The organism is Pseudomonas sp. SWRI68 (assembly GCF_014269165.1).
Taxonomy (GTDB): domain Bacteria; phylum Pseudomonadota; class Gammaproteobacteria; order Pseudomonadales; family Pseudomonadaceae; genus Aquipseudomonas; species Aquipseudomonas capeferrum.
Window position 1 is genome coordinate 182,371 of record NZ_JABWRU010000005.1, and the last position, 25,820, is coordinate 208,190.

Sequence of the window (25,820 nt, forward strand, 5' to 3'; positions counted from 1 at the left end):
CATTGGTGATCCACAATAAATGGGCTAAGCCGTGATAGATTCCTGCCTGGAACGTAAGAATAAGACCGATCAAGGAGCCCACCCCCCATGGACATGCTGCATGCCATGCGTACTTTCACCCGTGTGGTCGAATGCGGCAGCTTCGCCGCAGCCGCCAATGCCCTGGACATTTCTGCGGCGCAGGTTTCGCGCATCGTTGCCGAGCTAGAGAACCAGCTACAGACCCGCCTGCTGCACCGCACCACGCGCCGTTTGCGCATGAGCGAGGCGGGCGAACGGTTTCTGGAGCGCGCGCGGCAAATCATGCTGCTGACCGAAGAAGCCGTCGGCGAGGCGCGAGGCGCGCACCTTACCCCCCGTGGGCGTTTGCGCCTGCACTGCCCGCATGGCCTGGGCCTGCTGCTGATGCCGCTGGTGGCGGGCTACAACGCGCTGTGCCCGGAGGTGGTGGTCGAGTTGACCTTGTCTCAGCGCAACCCGGACCCCTTGGCCGAAGGGCATGACGTGGTGATCACCGTGGACGAGGCTTTGCCGGACTCGCAGCTGATCGCCGTGCCGCTGGGCAACATCTTCAGCATCCCCTGCGCGGCACCCAGTTACCTGGAGACCTTTGGCGTGCCCGAGCGGCCGGAAGACCTGCATGGGCATCGCTGCCTGCGCATGGCGTACCCGATGTACGAAGGCGACTGGGTGTTCCCCCAAGGTGTCGATCACTGTGTGATCGCACCGCGCGACAGCTTCCTCACCAACGTGGCCGATGCGATGCTGTTGGCCAGCGAGCTGGGCATGGGCATCGGGCTGCTGCCGTTCTACACCGCCAGCCAGGCGATCGAGCAGGGGCGTTTGCGCCGGTTGTTGGCGCCGTATCGCCTGCGTGAGAGTGCGCTGTATGCGATCTATCCGTCGCGCCACTACCTGGATGCCAAGGTGCGTACCTGGATCGATTACCTCAAAGAGCAACTGCCCGCGCTGTTCGAAGGGCATGCGCGGGTAGTGGATGACGCGCGCTACTGGCGCTGAGCCAGGTTGCGCGACCGCCCCAACAGCGGCCGCGCTAGCCGGCTGTTACAGTGAATAATGCTTGAGCTCCCGCGCAATCAGCATCCGCTGGATCTCGCTCGAACCCTCGTAGATCTGCGTGATACGCGCATCCCGATAATGGCGCTCTACCGGGTAGTCCTCCAGGTAACCATAACCGCCATGCACCTGGATGGCCATGGAGCACACCCGCTCGGCCATTTCCGAGGCGAACAGCTTGGCCTGCGAAGCCTCCGACAGGCACGGTTTGCCGGCACTGCGCAAGCGGGCCGCATGCAAGATCAGCAGGCGCGCGGCATTGACCTGCACCTGCATGTCGGCCAGCAGGTTGGCGATGCTCTGGTGCTCGTTGATCGGCTTGCCAAACTGCACCCGATCACGCGAGTAGGCCAGCGCCGCTTCGAACGCGGCGCGGGCGATGCCCAACGCTTGCGCGGCAATGCCGATACGCCCGCCTTCGAGGTTGGACAGGGCGATGGCCAGCCCCTTGCCACGCTCGCCGAGGATATTGGCGGCAGGGATGCGGCAGTCGTCCAGGGTCACCGCGCAGGTGTCGGAGGCGCGGATGCCCATCTTGTGCTCGCTGCGCTCGACCTTGAAACCAGGGTTGTCCGTGGGCACCAGAAAGGCCGAGAGGCCCTTCTTGCCCAGCGCCGGGTCGGTCACGGCGAAGACAATCGCCAAGCCCGCGCGACGGGCATTGCTGACAAACTGCTTGGCGCCGTTGATCACCCATTCGCCATTCACCAGCTCGGCACGCGTGCGCAGGTTGTGGGCCTCGGACCCCGCCTGCGGCTCGGTCAGGCAGAAGCAGCCAATCACCTCGCCAGTGGCCAGGCGCGGTAACCAGGCCTGCTGTTGCTCGGCAGTGCCATAGGCCAGCAGCGGGCCGCAACCCACCGAGTTGTGAATGCTCATCATCGCCCCGGTGGCGCCACAACCGGCGGCGATCTCTTCCACGGCCAGGGCGTAGGCGACGTAGTCGGTGTAGCTGCCGCCAAAGGTGTCCGGGACGACCATGCCGAGCAGCCCCAGCTCGCCCATCTTGCGCACCACGCCATCATCGATCCAGCCGGCCTTTTCCCAGGCCTGGGCATGGGGCGCGATTTCGCCACGGGAAAAATCCCGGGCCATGTCGCGGATCATGATCTGTTCTTCGCTCAGTTCCAGGTCTTGCATCTGTGTACTCCCGGGCTCACAGGCCTTCGAAGAATTGGTCGACCCGCCGGCGCTCGAGCCCGGCTAGGGTTGGCGGGTTCCAGCGCGGCTGTTTGTCCTTGTCGATGATCAGGGCGCGCACGCCCTCAACGATATCGCCGTACTGGAACCACTGGCGGTCCAGGTGCAGTTCCATGGCAAAGCACGCTTCAAGCGCCAGGTGGCGGCCGCGGCGCAGCATCTCCAGGGTAACTGCCATGGCCAGTGGCGAGCGGCTTTCCAGCTGGTCGGCGGTGGCCAGGGCCCACTGGTGGCTGTCGCCGATGCTCACGGCGCGCAGTTGCTCGATGATCGCCGGCAGGTCGGGGAGGGCGAAGAAGTGGTCGATGATCGGGCGCAGCTTCTGCAGTGGTGCGTCGTCCAGTACCTGGGTGCCGAGTTTGGCCAGCAGGCTTTGCAGGTCCTTGAGCGGGTGGTCACCGAAGGCCAGCTTGTCCAGGCCCTGGTCGAGGGCGCTGAGGGCGTCACTGCTCACGTACCAGTCGGCCAGCCCGCAATAGAGGGCATCGGCTGCCTGGATCTGGCTGCCGGTAACACCGAGGTAAATGCCCAGTTCACCCGGGATGCGCGGGAGGAAATAGCTGCCGCCAACGTCCGGGAAATAGCCGATGCCGACCTCTGGCATGCCTAGCCGGCTGCGTTCGGTGACCACACGCAGGTCACACCCCTGAGCCAGGCCCATGCCGCCCCCGAGGGTGAAGCCGTCCATCAGTACCAGCACCGGTTTGCGGTAGTGATGGATGCACAGGTCGAGCGCGTATTCCTCGACGAAAAAGTCTTCGTGCAGGTTATCGCCGTTTTTGTAACTGTCGTGCAGCGAGCGGATATCGCCCCCGGCGCAGAACCCTTTAGGCCCTTCGCCACGCAGCACCACGGCGCGCACCTGCGGGTCTTCTGCCCACTGGTCCAAGTGCTGGCGCAGGCTGCGGACCATGTCCAGGGTGAGGGCATTGAGGCCGGCGGGGCGGTTCAGGGTCAGGTGGCCAATCTGGTTACGGACCTCGGCCAAGACATGATCCGTTGCCGAAGTGTGAGCATGCGCGGTCATCGCGTTCTCCCTGCTTTGTTATTGATTTTCCAAGTGAAGTCTGGAGTTCGCTGGAGGATAGCTGGATCCTGTCATGCGAATTTGCCGTGCACAATCGGTAAATCTGCAGGGGTGTCCTGCATTTTTGTCACTCTAGCAGTCTGTTAAGGGTCTGGTGGGCGTGGATGAGCCCCCAATTATTAACTTTAGCGTAACGATCGCGCACCCAGCTTGATTGATGCCCATGCCCGCACCGCCCTAAGGTGACCCCACGACAGCGAACCCGTGGAGTCACCATGACAACAACGAAGAATCCACCGCTGCAATGGTCGCGGCGGCGCGCCGAGAAGCAGCGCCGCCTCGACCGGGCCCGCCACCTCGCCGACGGCGTGGTGCTGCCCACCGACCGTATCGTCGAGGCCCTGGAGCTGTTGCTCGCCCCCGGAGACCGGGTGGTACTGGAAGGCAACAACCAGAAGCAGGCCGATTTCCTCTCGCGCTCACTGGCCAAGGTGGACCCAGCGCGCCTGCACGACCTGCACATGATCATGCCCAGCGTCAGCCGTGCCGAGCACCTGGACCTGTTCGAGCGTGGCATCGCCCGCAAGCTCGACTTCTCGTTCGCCGGGCCACAAAGCCTGCGCATCGGGCAGTTGCTGGAAGACGGCCTGCTCGAAGTCGGCGCCATCCACACCTATATCGAGCTTTACTCGCGGCTGTTGGTCGACCTTATCCCCAACGTGACACTGGTCGCAGGCTTCATGGCCGACCGCGATGGCAACCTCTATACCGGCCCCAGCACCGAAGACACCCCGGCCCTGGTGGAGCCTTGCGCGTTTAGCGATGGCATCGTCATCGCCCAGGTCAACCAGTTGGTGGATCGGGTCGACGACCTGCCGCGCGTCGATATCCCTGCGTCCTGGGTCGACTTCGTGGTGGTCGCCGACCAGCCGTTCTACATCGAGCCGCTGTTTACCCGCGACCCGCGCCACATCAAGCCGGTGCATGTGCTGATGGCGATGATGGCGATCCGTGGCATCTATGAAAAACACCAGGTGCAGTCGCTGAACCACGGGATCGGCTTCAACACCGCAGCCATCGAACTGATCTTGCCGACCTACGGCCAATCCCTGGGCCTGAAAGGCAAGATCTGCCGCAACTGGACGCTCAACCCTCACCCCACCCTGATACCCGCCATCGAGACCGGCTGGGTCGAAAGCGTGCATTGCTTCGGCACCGAGCTGGGCATGGAGGACTACATCGCCCAGCGCCCGGATGTGTTCTTCACCGGCCGCGATGGCTCGCTGCGCTCCAACCGCATGATGTGCCAGCTGGCCGGGCAATACGCCGTCGACCTGTTCATCGGTGCCACCTTGCAGGTGGATGGCGATGGCCATTCCTCGACCGTGACCCGCGGCCGCCTGGCCGGCTTTGGCGGTGCGCCGAACATGGGCCATGACCCCCGCGGCCGCCGCCACGCAACCCCGGCCTGGCTCGACATGACCGTGCCCGAGACAATGCTCGAACGCGGCCGCAAGCTGGTGGTGCAGATGGTCGAAACCTATCAGGAGGGCGGCAAGCCCACCTTCGTCGAAACCCTCGATGCAGTCGAAGTGGCGAAAAAAGCCGGCATGCCCCTGGCCCCTGTGATGATCTACGGCGATGACGTCACCCACCTGCTCACCGAAGAAGGCATCGCCTACCTGTACAAGGCGCGCTCCCTCGAAGAGCGCCGGCAGATGATCGCTGCCGTAGCCGGCGTCACCGCCATTGGCCTGCGGCACGACCCCAAAGACACCCAACGCCTGCGCCAGCAAGGCCTGGTGGCATTGCCCGAAGACCTCGGCATCCGCCGCACCGACGCCAGCCGCGAGCTGCTGGCCGCGCGCAGTATTGCCGACCTGGTCGACTGGTCTGGCGGCCTGTACAACCCGCCCGCACGGTTCAGGAGCTGGTGATGAAAGCACTCAACCTGCACACCTTGCCCCTGGCCGACCGCCTGGCCGACCTGGCAGTCGATGCGCTGATCGACGAAGCCGACCTGTCGCCCAAACCGGGCCTGGTAGACCGTCGCAGCAACGGTGCCCACACGGACATGACGCTGGCGTTGATGCATGCCTCGGCGTTGGCCCTGTGGCCCTGCCTGCGGCAGATGGCCGAAGCGGCCGAGGCCATTGGCGAGATCGGCGTGCCCCTGCGCGCAGCCCTGGGCCGTATTGGCCGTGAGGGCGAAGCGGCGATGCTGGCGACCACGGGCGGGGTGAACACCCACCGCGGCGCGATCTGGGCCTTGGGCCTGCTGGTGGCCGCCAGTGCGCTGGGTGCCCAGGCTGGCCCCGCTGCATTGGCCGCCCGCGCCGGGCGCATTGCACTGATCGACGACCCAGGCGCAACCCCTGAAGACAGCCATGGTGTGCAGATACAGCGCCGCTATGGCAGCGGCGGTGCCCGTGAGCAGGCGCAGTTGGGGTTCCCTGCTGTGATCACTCACGGGCTGCCGCAACTGCACCGCAGCCGCGCTGCCGGCGCCCGTGAAAACCAAGCACGGCTCGATGCCTTGCTCGCGATCATGGCGGCCCTGGCCGACACCTGTGTGCTTTGGCGTGCCGGGCCGCAAGGGCTGGCCACGGTCCAGCAGGGCGCCCGTGCCGTGCTGGAGGCGGGTGGCAGTGCCACCCTGGCCGGGCGCCGGCAGCTGCGCCGGCTAGACCAGCAGTTGCTGCACCTGAATGCCTCACCGGGCGGCGCCGCCGATCTGCTGGCCGCCTGCCTGTTCCTCGACAACGCCGGGAGCCTGTGACATGGAAACCCTGACCTTTCAATTCGCCGCCGCCGAACCTGGCCGTGGCCGCACCGTGGTGGGCTGCGTCAGCTCCGGCGACCTGGAGGTGCTGATCGAGCCCGGCACCGCCGGCAGCCTGCAGATTCAGGTCGTAACCTCGGTCAACGGCAGCGGCGCCCGCTGGGCGCAACTGTTCCAGCGCCTGTTCGAAGGCCGCCAGTGGCCCGCTGTGAACATCGACATCCATGACTTCGGCGCCACCCCTGGCGTGGTGCGCCTGCGGCTGGAGCAAGGCTTCGAGGAGATCGCCCCATGACGGACATCGAACGCTTGCTGCAAAGCCGCAGCTTTGTCGAACTGGGCGCGCGCCAGCGGGCCCGCGCCGTACTCGACCCGGGTAGCTTCCGCGAACTGTTGGGCCCGTTCGACCGGCTCATGTCGCCCTGGCTGCCACGCCAGGGCATCGTGCCCCAGGCCGATGATGGCGTGGTCATCGCCAAGGGCCGCCTGAACGGCCGCCATACCGTGGTCGCCGCTATCGAAGGGGGCTTCCAGGGTGGCAGCATGGGCGAGGTGGGCGGGGCCAAGATCGCCGGTGCGCTGGAGCTGGCCATCGAAGACAACCGCAACGGTACCCCGACCAGCGCCGTGTTGCTGCTGGAAACCGGTGGTGTGCGCTTGCAGGAAGCCAACCTTGGGCTGGCGGCGATTGCCGAGATCCAGGCCGCGATCGTCGCGTTGCGCAGCTACCAGCCGGTGATCGGCCTGATCGCAGGTACGGTCGGCTGCTTCGGCGGCATGTCCATCGCTGCCGGGCTGTGCAGCCACTTGCTGGTCACCCGCGAGGCGCGCCTGGGCCTCAACGGCCCGCAGGTGATCGAGCAGGAAGCGGGCATCGACGAATACGACGCCAAGGACCGGCCGTTCATCTGGAGCCTCACCGGCGGCGAGCAGCGCCATGCCAGCGGGCTGGTGGATGGCTACGTCGCCGACGATGTGGATGCCATCCGTCAGCAGCTTCTGCAACTGCTCGACACCCCAGCCACAGACCGGGCCAGCCGCCATGCCTGGTTCCTCGAGCGGCTGTCGCGCCTGGGCGATGAGTGCCCGCAACTGGATGCCGCCGCCGTGCGCACCCTCTATCAAGGAGAAGCCAAATGAACCGTGCCTCGAACTGGCTGCCGGGCCTGGCCGGCGGCCAAGCGTTGCTGGGCTACCCTGCGTCGCTGCAGGTGATCGACGGCGAACTGGACAACCGCCTGGCCCGCTTCATTGCTGTGGTGCCAGATGCGCACAATCCGTTCCCCCGGGCCCGCGCGGGTGAAGTAGGCCTGTTGGAAGGCTGGGGGTTGGCCAAGGCGGTGAGCGAGGCGGTCGAGGCCGACCGCCACGGCGAGAAGCGCGCGATTGTCGCGGTCATCGATGTGCCGAGCCAGGCCTATGGCCGCCGCGAAGAAGCGTTGGGCATTCACCAGGCCCTGGCCGGTGCGGTGCAGGCGTATGCCCAGGCGCGCCTGGCCGGGCACCCGGTGATTGGCTTGCTGGTCGGCAAGGCGATGTCGGGTGCTTTTCTGGCGCATGGCTATCAAGCCCAGCGCCTGATCGCGTTGGATGACGCTGGTGTGATGGTGCATGCCATGGGCAAGGCCGCCGCCGCGCGCATTACCCTGCGCAGCGTCGAAGCGCTGGAAGCCCTGGCCGCAGAGGTGCCGCCGATGGCTTACGACCTCGACAGCTACGCCTCGCTGGGTTTGCTGTGGCGACGCCTTGGCGTGGACAACGCCGAGACGCCAAGCGCCGACGACCTGGCCCGGGTGCGTACTTGCCTGGCCGACGCTGTGCGCGATATCGGCAGCTCGACCGACCTGTCATCGCGGCTGACGGGCGAGAACCGGCGGGCGTCGCGCGAGGTGCGCGAGCACCTGCGTCGTCAGTGGCAGGGGGCCTGAGATGAACACGCCACGCCCACACGACCTGCTCTGGGGCTTGCCCCTGTCTGCGCTGCCTGACAATACCCCGCAGTGGGCGCTGCAGGTGGTGGCAAGCGGCCAACCTGTGGTGGTGCGCCGTGCAGCCTGCGCTGACGGCTGGGTGGCGGTGGGCGTGCGCGGGCAAAGCCGGGATCAGCGGCTGGGCACGCAGATGCGCCTGGGCGATATCCTGCGTCTGCAAAGCCCTGAGGCATTGCGCGGGTGCGCGCCGAGCCCTTGGCCTGCGCTACAGGCCTTGGCCTCGGTGGCCCCGGTGCTCGACACCTGCGGGCTGGCCTGGGGCCCGACGGGTGGGGTGGGCTATCAGTTGGCCACGGGTATCAACGTGCTGCACCTGGCCAGCGATCTGGACCTGGTGCTGCGTGCACCGCACCCTTTGACGCGCGCAAAGGCCCTGGAACTGCTGGACATCCTCGACTGCGCACCGTGCCGCATTGATGTGCAGCTGGAAACACCGGCAGGCGCCGTCGCCCTGCGCGAGTGGGCAGCTTGTGCCCGGCGCGTATTGCTCAAATCGCCGCTCGGCGCGCGCCTGGTCAGCGACCCCTGGGCTGCCCTGGAGTGCGCGGCATGAGCAGCTTGTTCGCGTTCCCCGGCCAAGGGGCTCAGCAGGTGGGCATGTTGCATCGTCTGCCTGACGGCGCCGGTCAATTACTGGAAGAGGCCAGTGATACCTTGGGCCAGAGCGCCCTGGGCCTGGACAGCCAGGAGGCCCTGCAGGGCACCCGTGCGGTGCAGCTTTGCCTGTTGCTGAGCGGGGTTGCCTGGGCCCGTTGGCTGATGCAGCGCAGCCCTGCGCCGGACTACGTGGCCGGCCTGTCGATTGGCGCCTATCCCGCTGCGGTTGCGGCGGGTGCCCTGGGGTTCGCCGATGCTGTGCGGCTGGTGGCCCTGCGTGGCGAGCTGATGCAGTGCGCCTATCCGCACGGTTACGGTATGACCGCACTCAGCGGCCTCGACCTGGCTAGCGTCGAGCGTTTGCTGAGGGCGGTGGGCGGTGAGGTCTACGTCGCCAACCTCAACAGTGAAAACCAGATCGTCATTGCCGGCAGCGAGGCGGCCATGGCCGCGGTGGCACGCCGCGCGCGCAGCCAGGGCCAAGGCGTCGCACGGCACCTGGCGGTGAGCGTGCCATCCCATTGCCCGCTGCTCGCCGGCCCGGCTGCAGAGCTTGCCAAGGCCTTTGCCACGGTCGAGCTGCGCCGGCCTGCGATCACCTACCTGAGTGGCAGCAGTGCACGGCCAATCTTCGATATACAGCGCTTGCGCGACGACCTGGCCGGCAACATGGCACAGGTGGTGGATTGGCGTGCCACGTTGCGCAACGCCTATGAACGCGGGGTACGCCTGCACCTGGAAATACCGCCGGGCAATGTGCTCAGCGGCCTGGCCCGGCCGGTGTTTGAACAGGGCAGGGTGGTGAGCGTGGAAGGCACCCGCCCGGATACCCTCGACGCGCTGCTGCGCCAGGAGGTGGCCCAGAACCGATGATGGCAGGCTGGAGCGATGCCTGTAGGAGCGGCCTTGTGTCGCGAAAGGCCGCAAAGCGGCCCCGACAATCTGGCAACTCCCACATTGACCGCGTGAGCCGCGCAAGTGTGTGTTTACGAAGAACAACAACAAGCAACTTCGACACTACCTGAGGACAACAACAATGATTATCTATGGTGTGGCTCTGCTGGCGGTATGCACGCTTGCCGGCGTCATCGTCGGCGACTTCCTGGGCGTGCTGCTGGGTGTCAAATCCAACGTGGGCGGGGTCGGCATCGCCATGATCCTGCTGATTTGTGCGCGGCTGTACAGGCAGCGCCATGGCGGCATGAGCGAGGCGTGCGAGTTCGGCGTCGGCTTCTGGGGCGCCATGTACATCCCGGTGGTGGTGGCCATGGCCGCCCAGCAGAATGTGGTCACCGCCCTGCATGGCGGGCCGGTGGCGTTGCTGGCGGCGATCGGCGCGGTACTGGTGTGCGGTGCGACCATCGCGCTGATCAGCCGCAGCCACCGCGGCGAACCCTTGCCCGCGCTTGAGCCCGCCCCCGAAACCCCGGTGCAGGTTGCCCCTGCAGGAGGTCGTTGATCATGTGGCCGATCATGGACAATGCCCTGGAGCACAACGGCCTGATCACGGCCTTCGCGGTGGTCGGTGCGATCATGTGGTTGTCGGTACTGATGTCGAAATACCTGACCTTCGGCCGGGTGCACGGCTCGGCGATCGCCATCGTCATCGGCTTGGTGCTGGCGTGGGTGGGCGGCACTGTTACCGGCGGGCAAAAAGGCCTGGCGGACATGGCGCTGTTCTCAGGCATCGGCCTGATGGGCGGGGCGATGCTGCGAGACTTCGCCATCGTCGCCACGGCCTTCGAAGTGCAGGCCACCGAGGCCCGCAAGGCCGGGATGATTGGCGCCGTGGCGTTGCTGCTGGGCACGGTCCTGCCGTTTATCGTCGGTGCGGCGGTCGCCTACGCGTTCGGTTACCGCGATGCCGTGAGCATGACCACCATCGGCGCGGGCGCCGTCACCTATATCGTCGGGCCAGTGACGGGGGCGGCCCTGGGTGCCAGCTCCGATGTGATGGCGTTGTCGATTGCCACGGGGTTGATCAAGGCGATTCTGGTCATGGTGTTCACGCCAGTATCGGCGCGCCTGCTGGCCCTGGACAACCCGCGTTCGGCCATGGTGTTCGGCGGTTTGGCCGGGACGGTGTCGGGGGTGACGGCAGGGTTGGCGGCAACGGACCGGCGGCTGGTGCCCTACGGCGCGTTGACGGCGACGTTCCATACCGGGCTGGGCTGCCTGATGGGGCCTTCGATCTTGTATTTCTGTGTGCGTGGGTTGATGGGTTAAGGCGATGGGCTGCGCAGCAGCCCCATCCCCCGAATCGGGGAAAGCCGTTGGGGAATCCTCCCCAATCTGTTTCGGTTGATCGCGTAACACACTGAAATTAATAGCAATTCACATGTGGCATATACCTTGCTGAACCTCCTCGCAGAGTTCCTGTGTTCCGGAGGTGCAGCATGTCGACCCCGCTCAAAGGCCCCGTCCTGTCATCATTCTTCCTGGCCCTGCTCGGCTGGGAAGCGACCAGCGAGGCAGCTGTGCAGTGCCAGCGCACCTTGGTCGCCAATGTGGTGGCACTGGACCAGCCGCTGATGTTCAACCGCCTCGGCGCGCAAAACGCCAACGGCATGATGTTCGCCTTGCGCGAGGATGTGGTGGACGAGCACCAGGTCCCGCTCGGCAAAGGTGGCGCCGCCGTGCCTGGCAAAGTCACCTTGCGCCCGGACAAGCGTCCACGGCCGATCGTGTTGCGCGTGGCGGCAGGCGATTGCCTCACCGTCAACCTGACCAACCTGCTGGCTTACCAGGCCAACCCCAACAAGCACGGCATCGACCACGAAGAGAACGAGGCCGAAGGTGAGGAGGAGGAAGGGCCGGAAACCGAATTCGAAAACGAAGGCGGTGAGCACTTCGTTGCCGATGAGCAGGTCAGCGACCGCCACGTAGGCTTCCAGGTCAACGGCATGCAAGCGGTCAACAGCATTGGCGATATTGCTGCCAACACCGGCCGCAACGGCAACTTCCTGGTGTCACCGGGCAATACCCGCAGCTACACCCTGTATGCCGAACGCGAAGGGGCGTTCGCCGCCACCAGCCAAGGCGCGACCTTCGGCGGCCAGGGCGGTGCCGGCAACGTTGCCAATGGCTTGTTCGGCCAGGTGGTGGTGGTGCCCAAAGGCGGGCGCACCTTCCGCAACACCCTCACAGAAGAAGAGATGCGCCTGGCCAGCACCGGCCGCACCGCCACTGGCCAACCGGTTATCGATTACCAGGCACGCTACCCCCAGGCCGAGCCTTGGATCACCGAAGGCAAGGCCGGTAAACCGATCATCGCCATGGTCGATGGCAACGAGATCCTCAACAGCGAGACCGATGCCATTGTCATGGGCCCCAACCCAGATGGCAGCTTCCCGCGTTCGACCTATCCGCTGGAAAGCGTCAACAAACGTAACCCGGCGCTGCCCAACCGGCTGGACGCGTTCCGTGATTTCGCCTCGCAGTTCGCTGACGAAGTGGCAGCAACCCAGGCCTTCCCCGGTTACTGGGCCGACCCGGTCATGGGCCATGTACTGGAGCCGACCCGTGATTCGTTCATGATCAACTACGGTTCTGGGGGCATGGGCGCCGAAGTGGTGGCCAACCGCCTGGGCGTGGGCCCGATGCACGACTGCTTGTCCTGCGCCTACGAAGAGTTCTTCCTCAGCGCCCACACCGTGGGCGATATCGGCACGCTGGTGGATGTGCCGGCCAACGTTGGCCTGGAGAACATCCGCCCAGGCGAGACGCCGCCGGCCAGCGCCATCGGCGTCAAGGCCAGCATGGCCCTGTACCCGTCAGAACCGGCCAACGTCCACCACAGCTACATGGGTGACTTCACCAAGTTCCGCAACACGCACAACGGTCACGAACAGCACATCTTCCATTTGCACGGGCACCAGTGGCTGTTCAACCCCAACGACGATAACTCCGACTACGTCGACGCCCAGGGTATCGGCCCGGGCATCGGCTACACCTACGAGATCGCCAACGGTGGCTCTGGCAACCGTAACCGGGTGGCCGGCGATGCCATCTATCACTGCCACTTCTACCCGCACTTCGCCCAGGGCATGTGGGCCATGTGGCGGGTGCACGATGTGTTCGAGGAAGGCACCCGGCTGGAGGTCAGTGGCCAGGCCGCGAACGGCTACCACAGCACCCCGTTTGCCCTGCGCAGCGGCAAACCGGCGGTTGGCGCGCGGGCCTTGCCCGACGGTGAGATCATTGCGGGCACACCCATCCCCGCCATCGTCCCACTGCCTGGCAAAGCCATGGCGCCCATGCCGGGCAAGGTGGTCGTGGTACCCAAGCTTGCCGAGCAACGGGTGGCAGCCAATGACGAGGAGGATGACGACGGCGAGGAGGGCGACGATGACCATGGCCATGGCGTAGCTGAACCCAAGGCCGTCGGCTCGCTGGCACTGGTCGACCGCAGCGAGAGCAACCGTAACGCCGACGGCACCTTGAAAAACCCCGGTTATCCGTTCTGGATCGGTGGCATGGAAAGCAGCGTCGGCCAACGGCCTCCCACCCCGCCGCTGGACATGCTCGACCCTGCACTAGCCCAGCAACTCAAGAACAGCGGCAACGCCCTGTGGGCCAACCTGGACGCCAACCAGGTCGATGGTTGGGATGGTGGCCTCGGCCGGCATGCACTGGATGGTGTTTCGGCAGGGGGTGAAGCACAGACCACCACCACCAAGCTGGATTTCTCCAAGGTGGTGCACAAAGCCAAGCCGATCTACCTGCCCGAAGAGGGCACGGAAGTTGAGCAGGCAGCCATGAAATTCCACGCCAAGGCCGAGCACCCCAGCTATGCGCTGATACCCGGCAGCCAACCGGTGGCGCGTAACTTCCGCACCAACGGCGCCCTGCCGACCGCCGGTGCGCCGTTCTTTGAACCCTGCATGGACGACCGTGGCAAGCGCCTCACCCAGTCGTCGGGGGTGGGCGAGTACGCCAGCGGCGAGAGCCTGACCGGCATGAACTTCCGCGGCGCTTCTGCCTTCACCGCCGACCGCCCGCGCATCTACAAGGGCGCCAATATCCAGTTCGATGCGGTCTACAACAAGGTCGGCTACCACTTCCCGCAGGCACGCATCATCGCCCTCTGGGAAGACGCCTGGCCGGTGATCACCAAGCAGCGCCCTCCAGAGCCGTTGGTGATGCGCATGAACACTTTCGACTGCACCATGTACCAGCACACCAACCTGATCCCCTCCATTTATGAGATGGACGACTACCAGGTACGCACCCCGACCGACGTGATCGGCCAGCATATTCACCTGCCCAAGTGGGACCTCACCGCAGCCGACGGTGCGGCCAACGGCTGGAACTACGAGGACGGCATCCTCTCGCCCGGCAGCGTGGTCGAGCGCGTGCATGCCATTCGTGCCTACAACGGTTGTACCGAAGGCGACAGCCGGGACGGTACCGCCGCCTGCCCGAAAGCCAAGCAACACCCTTACTTCGGGCGTTTCGGCCGGGCCGACTGGCTGGGCGCGCGCACGGCGATGCAGCGTTGGTTCGCCGACCCGGTGGTCAACGTGCATAACGTCGACCGTGGCCTGGGCACCATCTTCACCCACGACCACCTTGGCCCATCGACCCACCAGCAGTTGGGCCTTTACGCCACGGTACTGGCCGAGCCTGCCGGCTCTACCTGGTACCACGCCGAAACCGGCGAGCAGCTGTACAACCCGTCTCGCCAGGACGGCGGGCCGACCTCGTGGCAGGCGGTGATCAAGACCGGTGACCATGACGGCGATGGCCGTAACGACAGCTACCGCGAGTTCTTCCTCGAGTACAGCGACTTCCAGCATGCCTATGAAGCGGGCGTGTACGTTGGCGCGGGGCCCGACGGTATTCCCAATGGCCAGGCGTACCCGGCCACTGCCGACAGCTTCCGCTACGCCATCAACCCTCCGGTACGGCAGAAAGCCTCGTCGCTGCTCGAATCGGTGGTCGAGTCGCGTGGCGGGCTGAGCCCAGGGTGCCCGACCCGGCCGTGCCCACAGGCCATTTCGGTGGATGACCCTGGCATGTTCGTCGTCAACTACCGTAACGAGCCGCTGGCCCTGCGGGTGTTCGACCCCAACAAGGTGGCCCCGGACGGCAAGCGTGGCATGCAGGCCGACGGCCTGGGCGGCGACCTCAGCTATGCCTTGCAAAGCCGCATTGACCGCGCGATCCCGGCGATGAACATGGCGCCTTCGGCGATCACCTCGGCGGTGGGCCCCACCGGTGGCACCACGGTATTCCCGCCGCACATCAACACCGCCGGCAGCGAACCCGGCGACCCGTTCACGCCAATGTTGCGCACCTACTCGGGCGACAACGTGCGGCTGCGCATGCATGCCGGTGGCCATGAAGAGGAGCACAACGTCACCTTGCACGGGGTCAAGTGGCTGCAGAACGGCTCGGGCTTTGGCAGCAGCTCCAACTCGGGGTGGAAAGCGTCGCAGATGCTCGGCATCTCCGAGCAACTGGGCTTCATGGCGCCGGTGTCGATGATCTCCAGCTCCGCCGCCACCAACGGCGACTACCTGTATTCGCTGGACGCGGCACTGGAAGGCTACTGGAATGGCATCTGGGGCATCATGCGCAACTACACCACCTTGCGCCCGGACCTGTTCCCGCTGTCGAACAACCCGCAGCCGGTGGCCATGCGCAACACCGTGAACTTTGACGGCATCTGCCCGAAAACCACGGCCAACGTCAATGGCATCGGCACCCGGGCGACGATCAAGCGCAACTACGAGATCGTCGCCGCACTGGCCAACGACATCCTCGAGAACCGCCAGGGTGTCAGCATCGCCGACCCGGCGGGGGTTGGCCAGCATGTCGGTGGCCCGCTCAAGGCCGCCGGCGGCACCCTGGTGTTCAACAGCCGCACCACCAGCATCCCGCAGGTCACGGTGGTCGACGAGGAGGACGGCACCACCTTCACCGTCGGTGGCCACAGCGCGCCGCTGCACGACCCGACCGCTGTGCTGTATGTGCGCAAGGCAGACCTGGATGCCAGCACCGGCAAGCTCAAGCCCGGCGTGCCGGTAGAGCCGCTGGTGCTGCGCGCCAGCGCCGGTGATTGCATCAGCATCACCCTGGAAAACCGCCTGCCGCTGGTGATGCCCGACCTGCCGAGCACCGCAGTGATGCAGAACGTGGTCAAACGTGACCGCAACGGCAGCGAAGGCTCCACCGCCTTCAACAACAACCTGATGCGGCCTTCCAGCCATGTGGGCCTGCATGCCCAGTTGCTGGCCTACGACATCACCAAGTCCGACGGTGCCAACGTTGGCCTCAACCCGGTGCAGACCGTGCCGCCGCGTGCCGGCAACAGCGGCGCCTACCCGTCCAAGGTGTACCAGTACTACGCCGGCCACCTGGAGCGCGAAGGCAAACCGGTGCTGCAACTGGGCCGTACGGTAGACAACATCAACACCACGGCGATCGAGTTCGGCGGCCTCAACCTGACCCCGTCGGACTTCATCAAGCAACCGCAAAAAGGCCTGGTGGGTGCCATGAGCATCCTGCCGCAGGCTGCCACTTTCACCGAGGACACCGCCAGCCGTGCCCAGGCGACGGTGAAAGTCAGCGGCCAGCCCGACTACCGCGACTTTGTCACGGTGTGGCAGCGCTCGATGAACATGCGCTGGGCTGATGGCCGGCCTGTGGAAGGTATCGCTACTGAGGGCAATGGCGTGCCGGGCGACCCTAAAGACAACGGCAACATGGCCATGAACTACAAGACCGAACCGTTGTGGCTGCGCTTCGGCATGGCGCCGGACGCACCCTTCGGCCACGCCGACGGCAATGGCTTTGCCGATGTGCCAAATGCCCACATGGCCTACAGCAACGCCCTGGTCGGTGGCGACCCGCAAACGCCGGTGCTGTGGGCCAAGCCTGGCCAGCCGGCGCGCAGCCATGTGCTGATGCCAAGCGGTGGCAGCCGCGGCATCACCTACCAGCTGGACGGGCACCTGTGGCCGCTGCACGCCTACCAGGCCGAGAAGAATGACGTCAATGGCTACCCGATGAGCCTGCCCGGCATCGGCTCGGTGCGCTTCGGTTACAACCCGATGTCCATCTACATCGGTGCCCAGGAAAGCGTACTGCCGGCAGCGCACTTCAGCTTCATGCTGCCCAGCGCAGGCGGGGCCAACGCGGTGCCGGGGGACTACCTGTTCCGCGACTACGCCGCCTACGGCAACCTCTCGGGGTTGTGGGGGATCTTGCGGGTAACCAACGAAGCGCCGCCGGCAACGGCTGCAGCACAATAACGACATGGGAGCGCGAGCATGAACAAAAAGACTCGCCCTGCTTACTTGGGGGTACTGTTGGGGGTAGCGCTGATCGGCCTGGGCGTTGCCTATGAAAAACTCTGGTGCGACCCGCGCGAGCTGTTGCAGGAGCCTGCCGACCCGCAGGCCCTGCATCGGCTCAGCCGGGACGGCGTGACCGTGGAGTTCGAGGTCCGCCCGCTGGCCGGGGGCGAGCTGCGCGAAGGCGCCTTTGCCAGCATCCGCTTCAAGGTCAGCGACCAGACCAGTGGCCAGCCGCTGTCGGGCATGGCGCCGGGGGCCTGGATCGACCCAGCCCAGTCGGCACCGGTCGGCGATCGTGACCAAAGCTGCAAGGCCCGTGTCGCACTGTTCTTGAAAAGCAGCATTGGCGCCCGGCCGTTGCTCGACCTCAACGGCTACTTCCTGTTGATGCTGAACAAGGACGCCAGCCTGACGGTGATCGACCCGACGGTGTCGGTGGGCGGTGTCACCAGCACCATGGCCCGCATCGAATTGCCAGGCAGCCCCATGGACTGGACGGCCACCGGCGACGACAAACAGGTGTTCGTGTCGATCCCCGAGCGCGGCAAGGTGTCGGTGATCGACACCGAAACCTTCACCCGCGTGGCGGACCTGGACGCCGGCGAGCAACCGACGCGGGTGGTGCTGCAACCTGACCAGCACCGTCTTTGGGTGGGCAATAACAGCAGTGACCCGGCCAAGGGTGGGGTAACGGTGATCGATGTGCCCGGGCGCAGTACGCTCAAGTCCTTCGCCACCGGCTCCGGGCACCACGAGATCGCCTTCAGCAGCGACTCGCGCTACGCCTACGTCAGCAACCGCGACAGCGGCACCCTGAGCATCATCGATATCCCCGAAATGCGCCTGACCAAGACCCTGGAGGTGGGCCCGCACCCGCTGTCGGTGAGCTACTCGGCGTTGTCCCAGGCGGTCTACGTGGTCGACGGCAGAGAAGGCACGGTGCGGGTATTCGATGGCCGTAGCCATCAATTGCGCCACACCCTCACGGCCGAACAGGGCCTGGGCCCGATGCGCTTCAGCAGTGACGGGCGCTACGGCATCGTGCTCAACACCCTGGAAAACCAGGCCCTGGTGATCGACGCCAGTACCGACACGCTGATCCACCGCATCCCGGTGGCGGCCGAACCGTATCAGCTGACCTTCACCAAGGGCTATGCCTACGTGCGTGGCCTGGCCTCGCCCAGGGTCAGCATGATCAACCTGGGCAGCCTTGGGCAGGGGCGTTCGCCGATCGTCCAAGGCTTCGACGCAGGCCCCGCCGCGCCGCGCCAGGCCGGCGACCTGCCGCTGGCCCAGGGGCTGTCGGTATCGCGTGACGACAACTCGGTGTTCGTGGTCAACCCGGTGGACAACACCACCTACTTCTACGCCGAGGGCATGAACGCGCCGATGTCCGGCTACAACAACCGCGGCCATCAGGCCCGCGCCGCCATCGTCGTCGACCGCAGCCTGCGCGAGGTGGCCCCGGGGGTGTACGGCTCGACGGTGAAAATGCCGGCGGCCGGCAAGTTCGATGTGGCCTTCCTGCTCAACCAGCCGCAGATCATTCACTGCTTCAGCACCGATGTCGCCGCAGCGCCGAATGCCCGCAAGCACAAGGGCGCGCATGCCGAGTTTCTCGGCCTTGAACAGCCGCTGCCGCAGCACAGCGCCTTCACCGCGCGGGTGCGCATCGTTGGCGATGACGGCGAGCCGCGGCTGGGCCTTAGCGACCTGAGCCTGCGCTATTTCCTGGCGCCGTCGTCGATGCCGCGCAACCTGCGCCTCGAAGAAGTGGGCGAGGGCATCTACCAGGCTGCATTGACCCTGCCTGAAGCCGGCGCCTGGTACCTGCATGTGCAGTCGCCGTCGCTTGGCCGCAAGTTTGCCGAAGAAAACTACACCAGCCTGCGCGTCCTGCCGGTTTCGGTCTCCACGGCTGCCCAAGGGGACGCTACCCAGATGCAAATAAGGAGTGTGCGATGAACGCCAAGCATGCTTTTACACGGCTGGGCCTGAGCCTGGCGCTGCCACTGATGTTGTCCAGCAACCTGGCCCTGGCCCACGCCGGGCATGACCACGGCGGCCCTGCCGAGCAACCGCCCGCCGCGCGGCAGGAGAAGGCCAGCTTGCGCTTCGCCGATGTCTCGCTGCTCGACCAGGACGGCATGCCGGTGCGCCTGGAGAAGGACCTGGTCGGGGATCACCTGGTGGTGATGGGGTTCATCTACACCAGCTGCACCACGGTGTGCCCGGTGGTGTCGTCGATCATGGGCAAGGTCCAGCAGCAGTTGGGCGGCCGTGTCGGCGATGAGATCCACCTGGTGTCGATCAGCGTCGACCCGCAGCGCGATGACGCCAAGCGCCTGCAGCACTACGCCAAGGCCTTTCAGAAAGGGCCAGGCTGGAGCTGGCTGACCGGTACGCCGTACGCCATCACCGAAACCCTCAAAGGCCTGGGCAGCTTCAGTGCCGACCTGAGCCAGCACCCGCCGCTGATCCTGGTGGGTGATGGCCGCAGCGGGCACTGGACCCGCTACTACGGCTTCACCGACCCGACGGTATTGGTCGCGGAGATCAACCGCCTGAGCGCCCGCCGGGTGCATGCCAAAAGCACGGCCATTGCCGAGCACAGCGCCGAACCCATCGCCGACCATAACGAGGTGCAACCATGAGCCATTCGACCTCTCGCCGCGTCGGTATGCGCAGTTTCGACTGGCTGGTATTGGGCGGCTGCCTGTGGATTCTCGCCTCGGTGGCCTTCGCCCATGACGGCCATGCGCCCCAGGCCCCCGAACCACAGCCCGCGCCCCAGGCGATGAGCAGTGGCGGCGGTACCCGCGATGCGCAGACCTGGTTCACCGATACCGTGCTCAAGGACCAGAACGGCCGCGAGCTGCGCTTTTACAGTGATGTGCTGAAGGACAAGGTGGTGATGCTCAACGTGATCTTCACCCACTGCACCGACGCCTGCCCGCTGATCACCCGCAAACTGCGGGAGGTGCGTGGGGCCATGGGGCCGGTGTTGGCAGGGCAGGTGACGTTCGTCTCGATCAGCAGCGACCCGCTCAACGACACCCCGGCGGCGCTCAAGGCCTTTGCCCAGAAGCAGGGTGTGGATGGCCCCAACTGGTTGTTCCTGACGGGCGACAAGGCCAGTGTCGACCTGGTACTGGGCCGTATCGGCCAGTTCCTGCCCAGCCCCGAGCAGCATTCCACGCAACTGATTGCCGGTGACGTGGCAGGCAAGCGCTGGAGCAAGATCCGCCCGGATGCACCACCTGTGGCGATCGCCCAGCGCATGCAGCTGCTGACCCAACCGCTGGCGGGTCGGTGAACATCATGAGTGCAGGCGGGTTTGGCCGCGCATACAACGCCCTGCTGTTGACGCTAGGTTTAAGCGTTGCCAGCTCAGCCTTCGCCCTTGACCTCAGCGAGCACGAACAGGCTGGCAAGCGCCTGTACCGCGAAGGCCTGTCAAGCAGTGACGCGCAATTGCTGGCGCGGGTGGGCGCCAGCGACATGAGCGTGCCGGCCAGCGTGCTGCCCTGCGCCAGCTGCCACGGCAGCGACGGGCGCGGCCGCGCCGAGGGCGGTGTTCGCCCACCTAGCCTCGAATGGCAGCGCCTGGCACTGGGGCAGGGCGAGCGCCAGGCCAACGGGCGCAGTTACCCGGGTTACACTGACGCCAGCCTTGCCAGGGCGATCCAGCGGGGTGTGGACCCTGCCGGCAACCACCTCGACACCGCCATGCCGCGTTTCGAGCTGACCCTGGCCGACCAGCGCAACCTCACGGCCTACCTCAAACGCCTGGCCGAGGACCGCGACCCGGGCGTGGAGGAGGGCGTACTGCGGCTGGGGACGTTGCTCCCCGCTTCTGGGCCGCTGGCCGAAGCGGGGCATGTGGTGCGCGCGGTGCTTGAAGACGGCTTGGCGCAACTCAATCAGCAAGGCGGTGTGCATGGGCGGCGCCTGGAGCTGGTGGTGCTCGACCCCGGCAACGACCCAAACAGCGCCGAACAGGCGCTGCGCCAGCTGTTGGAACACGAGCAGGTGTTCAGCCTGATCACCCCCCTGGCACCGATGCTTGACCAGCGTCTGGCGCCCGTGCTGGCGCAACAGAATGTGCCGCTGATCGGCAGCACCCCGCGCAGTGGCGGCAGTGCGCAGATCTTCGACCCTCTGCCGGGCTTGCCCGTGCAACTGCTGAGCCTGGCCGGCCATGCTCGCGAAGCCTTGGGCCTCGGCCCGGATGGCCTGCGCGTGGTCTACGCCGGTAACGAGCAAGCGCCGCTGGCCGAGCAGGTGCGCGAGCAGCTTGTGCAGCAAGGCTGGGCACCTGGCGCCATCCAGGCCTTCGATGGCCAGGCCGTGGACGGCCAGGGCATCGTCTTTCTCGGCCGCGCCCAGGCCTTTGCCGACCTGGCCACAGCGCTGCAGGCGGCAGGTCGCAAACCGTACTTGTTCGCGGCCTCCAGCCAGGTGGTCGGGGGGCTGGCAAGCCTGTCTGAGCAGTGGTCGCAACGGGTCTTCCTGGCTTATCCGTTCGTACCCGAAGACTGGACCGAACAGGGCCTGGCAACCCTGGCCGGCCTGCAGCAACGCCAGGGCCTCGACCCACGCCAGGCGTCCTTGCAGGTCAATACCCTGTGCGCCCTGCGCCTGCTCACCGAAGCCCTCAAGCAGATTGGCCGGGATGCCAGCCGCGAGCAGTTGATCACGGCCCTGGAAGGCCTGCACGATGTCACGACCGGCCTGACCCCGGCCCTGGGCTTTGGCCCCGGCCGCCGGCAGGGCATGGCCGGTGCCCATGTGGTGGCAGTGGCCTTGCCGGGGCCGCGATTCACCTCGGTTACCCCGTACCGGCCTGTGCCGGACGCCCTTTGAGCGGAGGTTGCCATGCGTACCCTGTTGTTGTGCCTGTTGTTGCTGACCACCACGGCGAGCTGGGCCGATGTGCCGGCAGCGCGGGTGAACGGTGTGCAGATTGATACCCTGCGCCTGGAGCGTTACTTCACGGAATACCTCGAAGCCCAGGGGCGGGCGGTAGCCAGCATCCGCAACCCGACGCTGTACAAACGCCTGCGTGACCAGGCCCTGGATGAGCTGATCGACAAGGAGCTGTTGTGGCAGGAAGCCCAGCGCCAGGGCATCGCCATCAGTGACGCACAGGTAGCTGCCCATGTTGGCGAAGTGGAGGCTGCATTCGGCAGCCCGACCGTGTTCGAGCGGCGGCTGGCGGAGGCGGGTTTCAATAGGGCAGAGTACGCTCAGTACACCCGTCACGAGATGGCAGCCCAGCAGCTGTATGCCCAACTGAGTGCGGTCGACGCGCCCAGCCAGGCACAAGTAGAGGCCTTCTACGAGGCCAATCGGCAAACCCTGCAAGGAGCGCAGAACCAAAGTGATAATCCTTCTGTCATACGAGAACAGGGCCTGCGCTTGGCCAGGGCCACGCTCATCGGGCAATTGCAGGCGCAGGCTCGGCAAACCGTGCGCCAACGTTTGCGCGAATCCGCTAAAGTGGAAATCGCCGACTGAGGCCCGCAATGGTGTTCCCCCAAAGCTGGGGGATAACGACTTGGCAAAGTGCCATCAGGTCCCCCGGATGTGGGGAACTGGGCGAGCCTGGCTGCGCGCAGCAGGCTGGGCGCCTTCGGGCAGCCTTGCCAGATCAACGACTTACAGTGGTGCAGCATGATTATTCACGCCTGGCACGAAGCCTGCTCAAGCCTTATCGAGGCCGCACTTCGCAGACCGGGTAACCGGGCAGTATTGGGGAGTCGACCTTGGTGAACAGAGTATTGGTAGTCGATGACGAACAGACCCTCGCGCAGAACCTGCAAGCGTATTTGCAGGCGCAAGGCCTGGATGTTCATGTTGCCCACGACGGTGCCAGTGGTATCGAGCAGGCTGAAAGCCTGGCACCGCAAGTGATCGTGCTGGATTACCGCTTGCCCGACATGGAGGGGTTTCAGGTTCTGGAGACCGTGCGCAAGAACAGGCAGTGCCATTTCGTGCTGATCACCGCCCACCCGACTGCCGAGGTCCGTGAGCGCGCCGCCGAACTGGGTGTGACCCATGTCCTGTTCAAGCCGTTCCCGTTGGCGGAACTGGCCCGCGCGATCTTCGACCTGATGGGCATCGAGCGCCGGCGCAGGGCCACGGACAACCCGGCAGAAGGGTTCGTCGAACGACGCCAGACCAGGAACGAATCGTTCCCCCTGCAGTTGTACGATGGTAGCTGGGTACTGGCCGAACGCCGCCGCAATGGCGCAAAGCCCCCAGGTGCTGACGACGAACAACTGCTCACAGGGGAATAGCGGCGCCCGCTACCCTGGCTGAGCCAGCCTGCGACGCGCCCCCTGAGTGGAGTCGCAGGCCATGTCCGAAGCAGTCGATACAGCCGCCACACCCCTGCAGCCAGCACAGCCACTGTGTGCCTACCCGCGTGACCTGCTGGCCCAGGCCCGTCTGCAAGCCGGTGAAGAACGCCTGCTCAACTGTCTGGAACGCCTGGCCAACGACACCCCAGGCACCTTCACCCACCGCCTGGGCATCACCCTGCATTACCCGGTGCTGCACAGCCAAGCCCTGCTGGCCAGCAGCCCACGCTTCGACAAGGTCAGCCTGGCCCAGTGCCTGAAACGCGAATTCGTGCTGATCGAGCGCGAAGGCGAACTGCTGGGCGTGTTCGCCGACCCCTTCGACTCTTCGCGCCTGGCCTGGATCGACGATGTGCTGCAAGGCGCGCCACTGTACCTGGCTCACGCCGCCGAGCTGGCGACGTTTCTGGCCCGCCACGAAGAAAGCTTCCATGCCGTCGATGCCCTTGACCACGACAGCGAAGCCAGCAGCGAAAGCGACCCGCTGCAACGCCTGTCGCTGACCAGCATCAGCGAAGACCAGAGCCGGGTGGTGAAACTGGTCAACTCGACCCTCTACGACGCCCTCAAGCTGCACGCCAGCGACATCCACTTGGGCATGACCGGCCAGGGCCTGACCATCAAGTACCGTATCGACGGCGTGCTCAACGGTGCCGGCAAGGCCAGCGGCAGCGCTTTCGCCGACCAGGTGATCTCGCGCATCAAGGTCATGGCCGAGCTCGACATCGGTGAGAAGCGCGTGCCCCAGGACGGCCGGTTCAAGGTGGCCGTGGGCGAACGGCAGATCGACTTCCGCGTCTCGATCATGCCCAGCATTTTTGGTGAAGACGCCGTGCTGCGGGTGCTCGACAAACAGGACCTGTCCGACAAGGTCAGCGGTGTGCAGCTGCAGGCCCTGGGGTTTGCCGACGACACCCTGCGCGCCCTGCGCCGGCTGGCCGCCGAGCCCTACGGCATGATCCTGGTCACCGGCCCCACCGGCAGCGGCAAGACCACCACCCTGTACGCCATGATCAGCGAGATCAACCATGGCGTGGACAAGATCATCACCATCGAAGACCCGGTCGAATATCAACTGCCCGGTGTGTTGCAGATACCGGTCAACGAAAAGAAGGGCCTGACCTTTGCCCGCGGCCTGCGTTCGATCCTGCGCCACGACCCGGACAAGATCCTGGTTGGCGAGATCCGCGACCCCGACACCGCACAGATCGCCGTGCAGTCGGCCCTGACCGGGCACCTGGTATTCACCACCATTCACGCCAACAACGTCTTCGATGTGATCGGCCGCTTCAGCCAGATGCAGGTCGACCCCTACAGCTTCGTCTCGGCGCTCAACGCCATCCTGGCCCAGCGCCTGATTCGCCTGGCCTGCCCGCACTGCGCCACAGCCTGCGAGGTGGACGATGAAACCCTGCTGGCCTCAGGCCTGACCCGTGACGCCGTGGCCGGCTGGACGTTTGTCCGCGTCCAGGGTTGCGGGCAGTGCCGCGGCAGTGGCTTTCGCGGCCGCAGTGCCATCGCCGAGCTGCTGCATCTGGACGACGACCTGCGGCAGATGATCGTCGAACGCCGCCCCCTCTCGCAGATCAAGACACTCGCCTGCCAGCGCGGCCTGCGCTTGCTGCGCGCCTCGGCCCTGGACCTGGTCCGTGAAGGCCGCACCACCCTTGAGGAGATCAACCGTGTCACATTTATCGCGTGATCGTGGTGCTCATAGATACTGTGCCGTGCTCGGCGCCGAGGGTGTAGGCCTGGGCCGCTGGCACGCCAACCAACAGCAGTGGCTAGGCAGCCGCGAATTCAGCTGCGAGGCGGCCCAACCGGCCTGGGACGCCGCCCTCGAGGCGCTGGCCGCGCTGCTTGCCGAGCACGCCGTACGCGGTGCCCAGTTGCGGGTATTGCTGTCGGCCCGCTACAGCCGCTTCTGCCTGGTGCCCTGGAGCGATGCCATCGGCCACCCGCGCGAACTCGATGCCTATGCGCGGGCATGCTTTGAAAACCTCTACGGGCAGTCGCTGGGCGACTGGCGCATCGTCCTCTCGCCGGAGCCGGCAGGCGCCGCGCGCATTGCCACCGCGCTGCCAGAGGCCTTGCTGCAACGGCTGCAGGCACTGGGGCGGGAAAGCCGGTTGCAGCTGCGTTCGGTGCAGCCATACCTGATGGCCGCCTACAACCGTTGCTCGGCGCAGCTGGGGCAGGGCGACTTCCTGTTTGTCCTCGCCGAGCCACGCCGCAGCGTGCTGCTGCTGGCCGCCGGGGGTGCCTGGCAGCAGGTGTTGGCGCAAGGCTGTGCCGACAACGACCAGGCCCTGCAGGCGCTGATCGAACGCACCTGCGAGTTGTACGGGGAGCATCTGCCACGGGTGTACCTGCATGCACCCGGCCGCGGCGACGTGCCGCAATTGGCGGCGGTGCAGCTGTGCCAACCGGCCAGCGAAGCCGACCCGTTGTGCGCCATGTGGCGGGCGGTGGCCTGAC

General features: G+C 65.8%; 21 protein-coding genes. 19 read left to right on the plus strand and 2 right to left on the minus strand.

Translation table 11 applies throughout. The annotated features are described in order from the left end of the window. Positions 1 to 87 precede the first annotated feature (87 nt). Positions 88 to 1,020 carry a LysR family transcriptional regulator gene (locus HU770_RS10445; protein ID WP_186659223.1) on the plus strand — a complete coding sequence of 311 codons (933 nt, stop codon included), beginning with the start codon at positions 88 to 90 and terminating at the stop codon, positions 1,018 to 1,020. A gap of 45 nt (positions 1,021 to 1,065) precedes the next feature. On the opposite strand, the gene HU770_RS10450 is transcribed toward HU770_RS10445, so the two are convergent. Beyond that, positions 1,066 to 2,217, minus strand: coding sequence for an acyl-CoA dehydrogenase family protein (locus tag HU770_RS10450; protein ID WP_186663615.1), 1,152 nt, complete (start codon positions 2,215 to 2,217; stop codon positions 1,066 to 1,068). A gap of 16 nt (positions 2,218 to 2,233) precedes the next feature. Further along, entirely contained in the window at positions 2,234 to 3,304 is a 1,071-nt protein-coding gene (locus HU770_RS10455) for an enoyl-CoA hydratase/isomerase family protein (RefSeq protein WP_033697561.1), read from the minus strand. A gap of 275 nt (positions 3,305 to 3,579) precedes the next feature. On the opposite strand from HU770_RS10455, the gene mdcA reads away from it, so the two are divergent. The 18 genes from mdcA to HU770_RS10545 all read left to right on the plus strand — a co-directional run bounded on the left by mdcA (position 3,580) and on the right by HU770_RS10545 (position 25,819). Next, entirely contained in the window at positions 3,580 to 5,241 is a 1,662-nt protein-coding gene (mdcA, locus tag HU770_RS10460; RefSeq protein ID WP_186663616.1) for a malonate decarboxylase subunit alpha, read from the plus strand. Further along, on the plus strand, positions 5,241 to 6,083 hold the full coding sequence (locus tag HU770_RS10465; RefSeq protein ID WP_186663617.1) for a triphosphoribosyl-dephospho-CoA synthase: 843 nt from the start codon (positions 5,241 to 5,243) through the stop codon (positions 6,081 to 6,083). Before mdcA ends, HU770_RS10465 begins: the two co-directional genes overlap by 1 nt. 1 nt (position 6,084) lies before the next feature. Then, complete coding sequence (locus tag HU770_RS10470) at positions 6,085 to 6,381, plus strand: malonate decarboxylase subunit delta (protein ID WP_033697564.1); 297 nt, start codon at positions 6,085 to 6,087, stop codon at positions 6,379 to 6,381. Continuing rightward, on the plus strand, positions 6,378 to 7,226 hold the full coding sequence (locus HU770_RS10475; RefSeq protein ID WP_186663618.1) for a biotin-independent malonate decarboxylase subunit beta: 849 nt from the start codon (positions 6,378 to 6,380) through the stop codon (positions 7,224 to 7,226). The genes HU770_RS10470 and HU770_RS10475 overlap by 4 nt, the downstream gene beginning before the upstream one ends. Then, positions 7,223 to 8,014 carry a biotin-independent malonate decarboxylase subunit gamma gene (gene mdcE / locus HU770_RS10480; protein ID WP_186663619.1) on the plus strand — a complete coding sequence of 264 codons (792 nt, stop codon included), beginning with the start codon at positions 7,223 to 7,225 and terminating at the stop codon, positions 8,012 to 8,014. Before HU770_RS10475 ends, mdcE begins: the two co-directional genes overlap by 4 nt. A 1-nt stretch (position 8,015) precedes the next feature. Then, the gene (locus HU770_RS10485; protein ID WP_186663620.1) at positions 8,016 to 8,630 is read left to right on the plus strand and encodes a malonate decarboxylase holo-ACP synthase; all 615 of its coding nucleotides are present in this window, start codon (positions 8,016 to 8,018) and stop codon (positions 8,628 to 8,630) included. Continuing rightward, the gene (gene mdcH, locus HU770_RS10490; RefSeq protein ID WP_186663621.1) at positions 8,627 to 9,547 is read left to right on the plus strand and encodes a malonate decarboxylase subunit epsilon; all 921 of its coding nucleotides are present in this window, start codon (positions 8,627 to 8,629) and stop codon (positions 9,545 to 9,547) included. The genes HU770_RS10485 and mdcH overlap by 4 nt, the downstream gene beginning before the upstream one ends. A 163-nt stretch (positions 9,548 to 9,710) precedes the next feature. Then, positions 9,711 to 10,133 (plus strand): malonate transporter subunit MadL, encoded by a 423-nt coding sequence (gene madL, locus HU770_RS10495; RefSeq protein ID WP_186663622.1) that lies wholly within the window; start codon positions 9,711 to 9,713, stop codon positions 10,131 to 10,133. A 2-nt stretch (positions 10,134 to 10,135) separates the two neighbouring features. Beyond that, positions 10,136 to 10,900 (plus strand): malonate transporter subunit MadM, encoded by a 765-nt coding sequence (madM, locus tag HU770_RS10500; protein WP_033697574.1) that lies wholly within the window; start codon positions 10,136 to 10,138, stop codon positions 10,898 to 10,900. A 170-nt stretch (positions 10,901 to 11,070) separates the two neighbouring features. After that, a complete protein-coding gene (gene mnxG, locus HU770_RS10505) occupies positions 11,071 to 16,932 on the plus strand; it encodes a manganese-oxidizing multicopper oxidase MnxG (protein ID WP_186663623.1) in 5,862 nt (1,953 codons plus the stop codon). An 18-nt stretch (positions 16,933 to 16,950) separates the two neighbouring features. Next, positions 16,951 to 18,942: a cytochrome D1 domain-containing protein gene (locus tag HU770_RS10510; RefSeq protein WP_186663624.1), complete on the plus strand. Its 1,992-nt coding sequence runs from the start codon at positions 16,951 to 16,953 to the stop codon at positions 18,940 to 18,942. After that, positions 18,939 to 19,631 carry an SCO family protein gene (locus HU770_RS10515; RefSeq protein WP_033697582.1) on the plus strand — a complete coding sequence of 231 codons (693 nt, stop codon included), beginning with the start codon at positions 18,939 to 18,941 and terminating at the stop codon, positions 19,629 to 19,631. Before HU770_RS10510 ends, HU770_RS10515 begins: the two co-directional genes overlap by 4 nt. Continuing rightward, the gene (locus HU770_RS10520; RefSeq protein WP_186663625.1) at positions 19,628 to 20,293 is read left to right on the plus strand and encodes an SCO family protein; all 666 of its coding nucleotides are present in this window, start codon (positions 19,628 to 19,630) and stop codon (positions 20,291 to 20,293) included. Before HU770_RS10515 ends, HU770_RS10520 begins: the two co-directional genes overlap by 4 nt. Positions 20,294 to 20,298: 5 nt before the next feature. Beyond that, positions 20,299 to 21,843 carry an ABC transporter substrate-binding protein gene (locus HU770_RS10525; protein WP_186659263.1) on the plus strand — a complete coding sequence of 515 codons (1,545 nt, stop codon included), beginning with the start codon at positions 20,299 to 20,301 and terminating at the stop codon, positions 21,841 to 21,843. Between the two features lie 12 nt (positions 21,844 to 21,855). Then, positions 21,856 to 22,497 (plus strand): SurA N-terminal domain-containing protein, encoded by a 642-nt coding sequence (locus HU770_RS10530; protein WP_186659180.1) that lies wholly within the window; start codon positions 21,856 to 21,858, stop codon positions 22,495 to 22,497. Positions 22,498 to 22,745: 248 nt separating this feature from the next. After that, positions 22,746 to 23,279: a response regulator gene (locus tag HU770_RS10535; protein WP_186659177.1), complete on the plus strand. Its 534-nt coding sequence runs from the start codon at positions 22,746 to 22,748 to the stop codon at positions 23,277 to 23,279. 61 nt (positions 23,280 to 23,340) lie between these two features. Then, entirely contained in the window at positions 23,341 to 25,044 is a 1,704-nt protein-coding gene (locus tag HU770_RS10540) for a GspE/PulE family protein (RefSeq protein WP_186659174.1), read from the plus strand. After that, on the plus strand, positions 25,025 to 25,819 hold the full coding sequence (locus HU770_RS10545) for a hypothetical protein (protein ID WP_186659171.1): 795 nt from the start codon (positions 25,025 to 25,027) through the stop codon (positions 25,817 to 25,819). The genes HU770_RS10540 and HU770_RS10545 overlap by 20 nt, the downstream gene beginning before the upstream one ends. Position 25,820 lies beyond the last annotated feature (1 nt).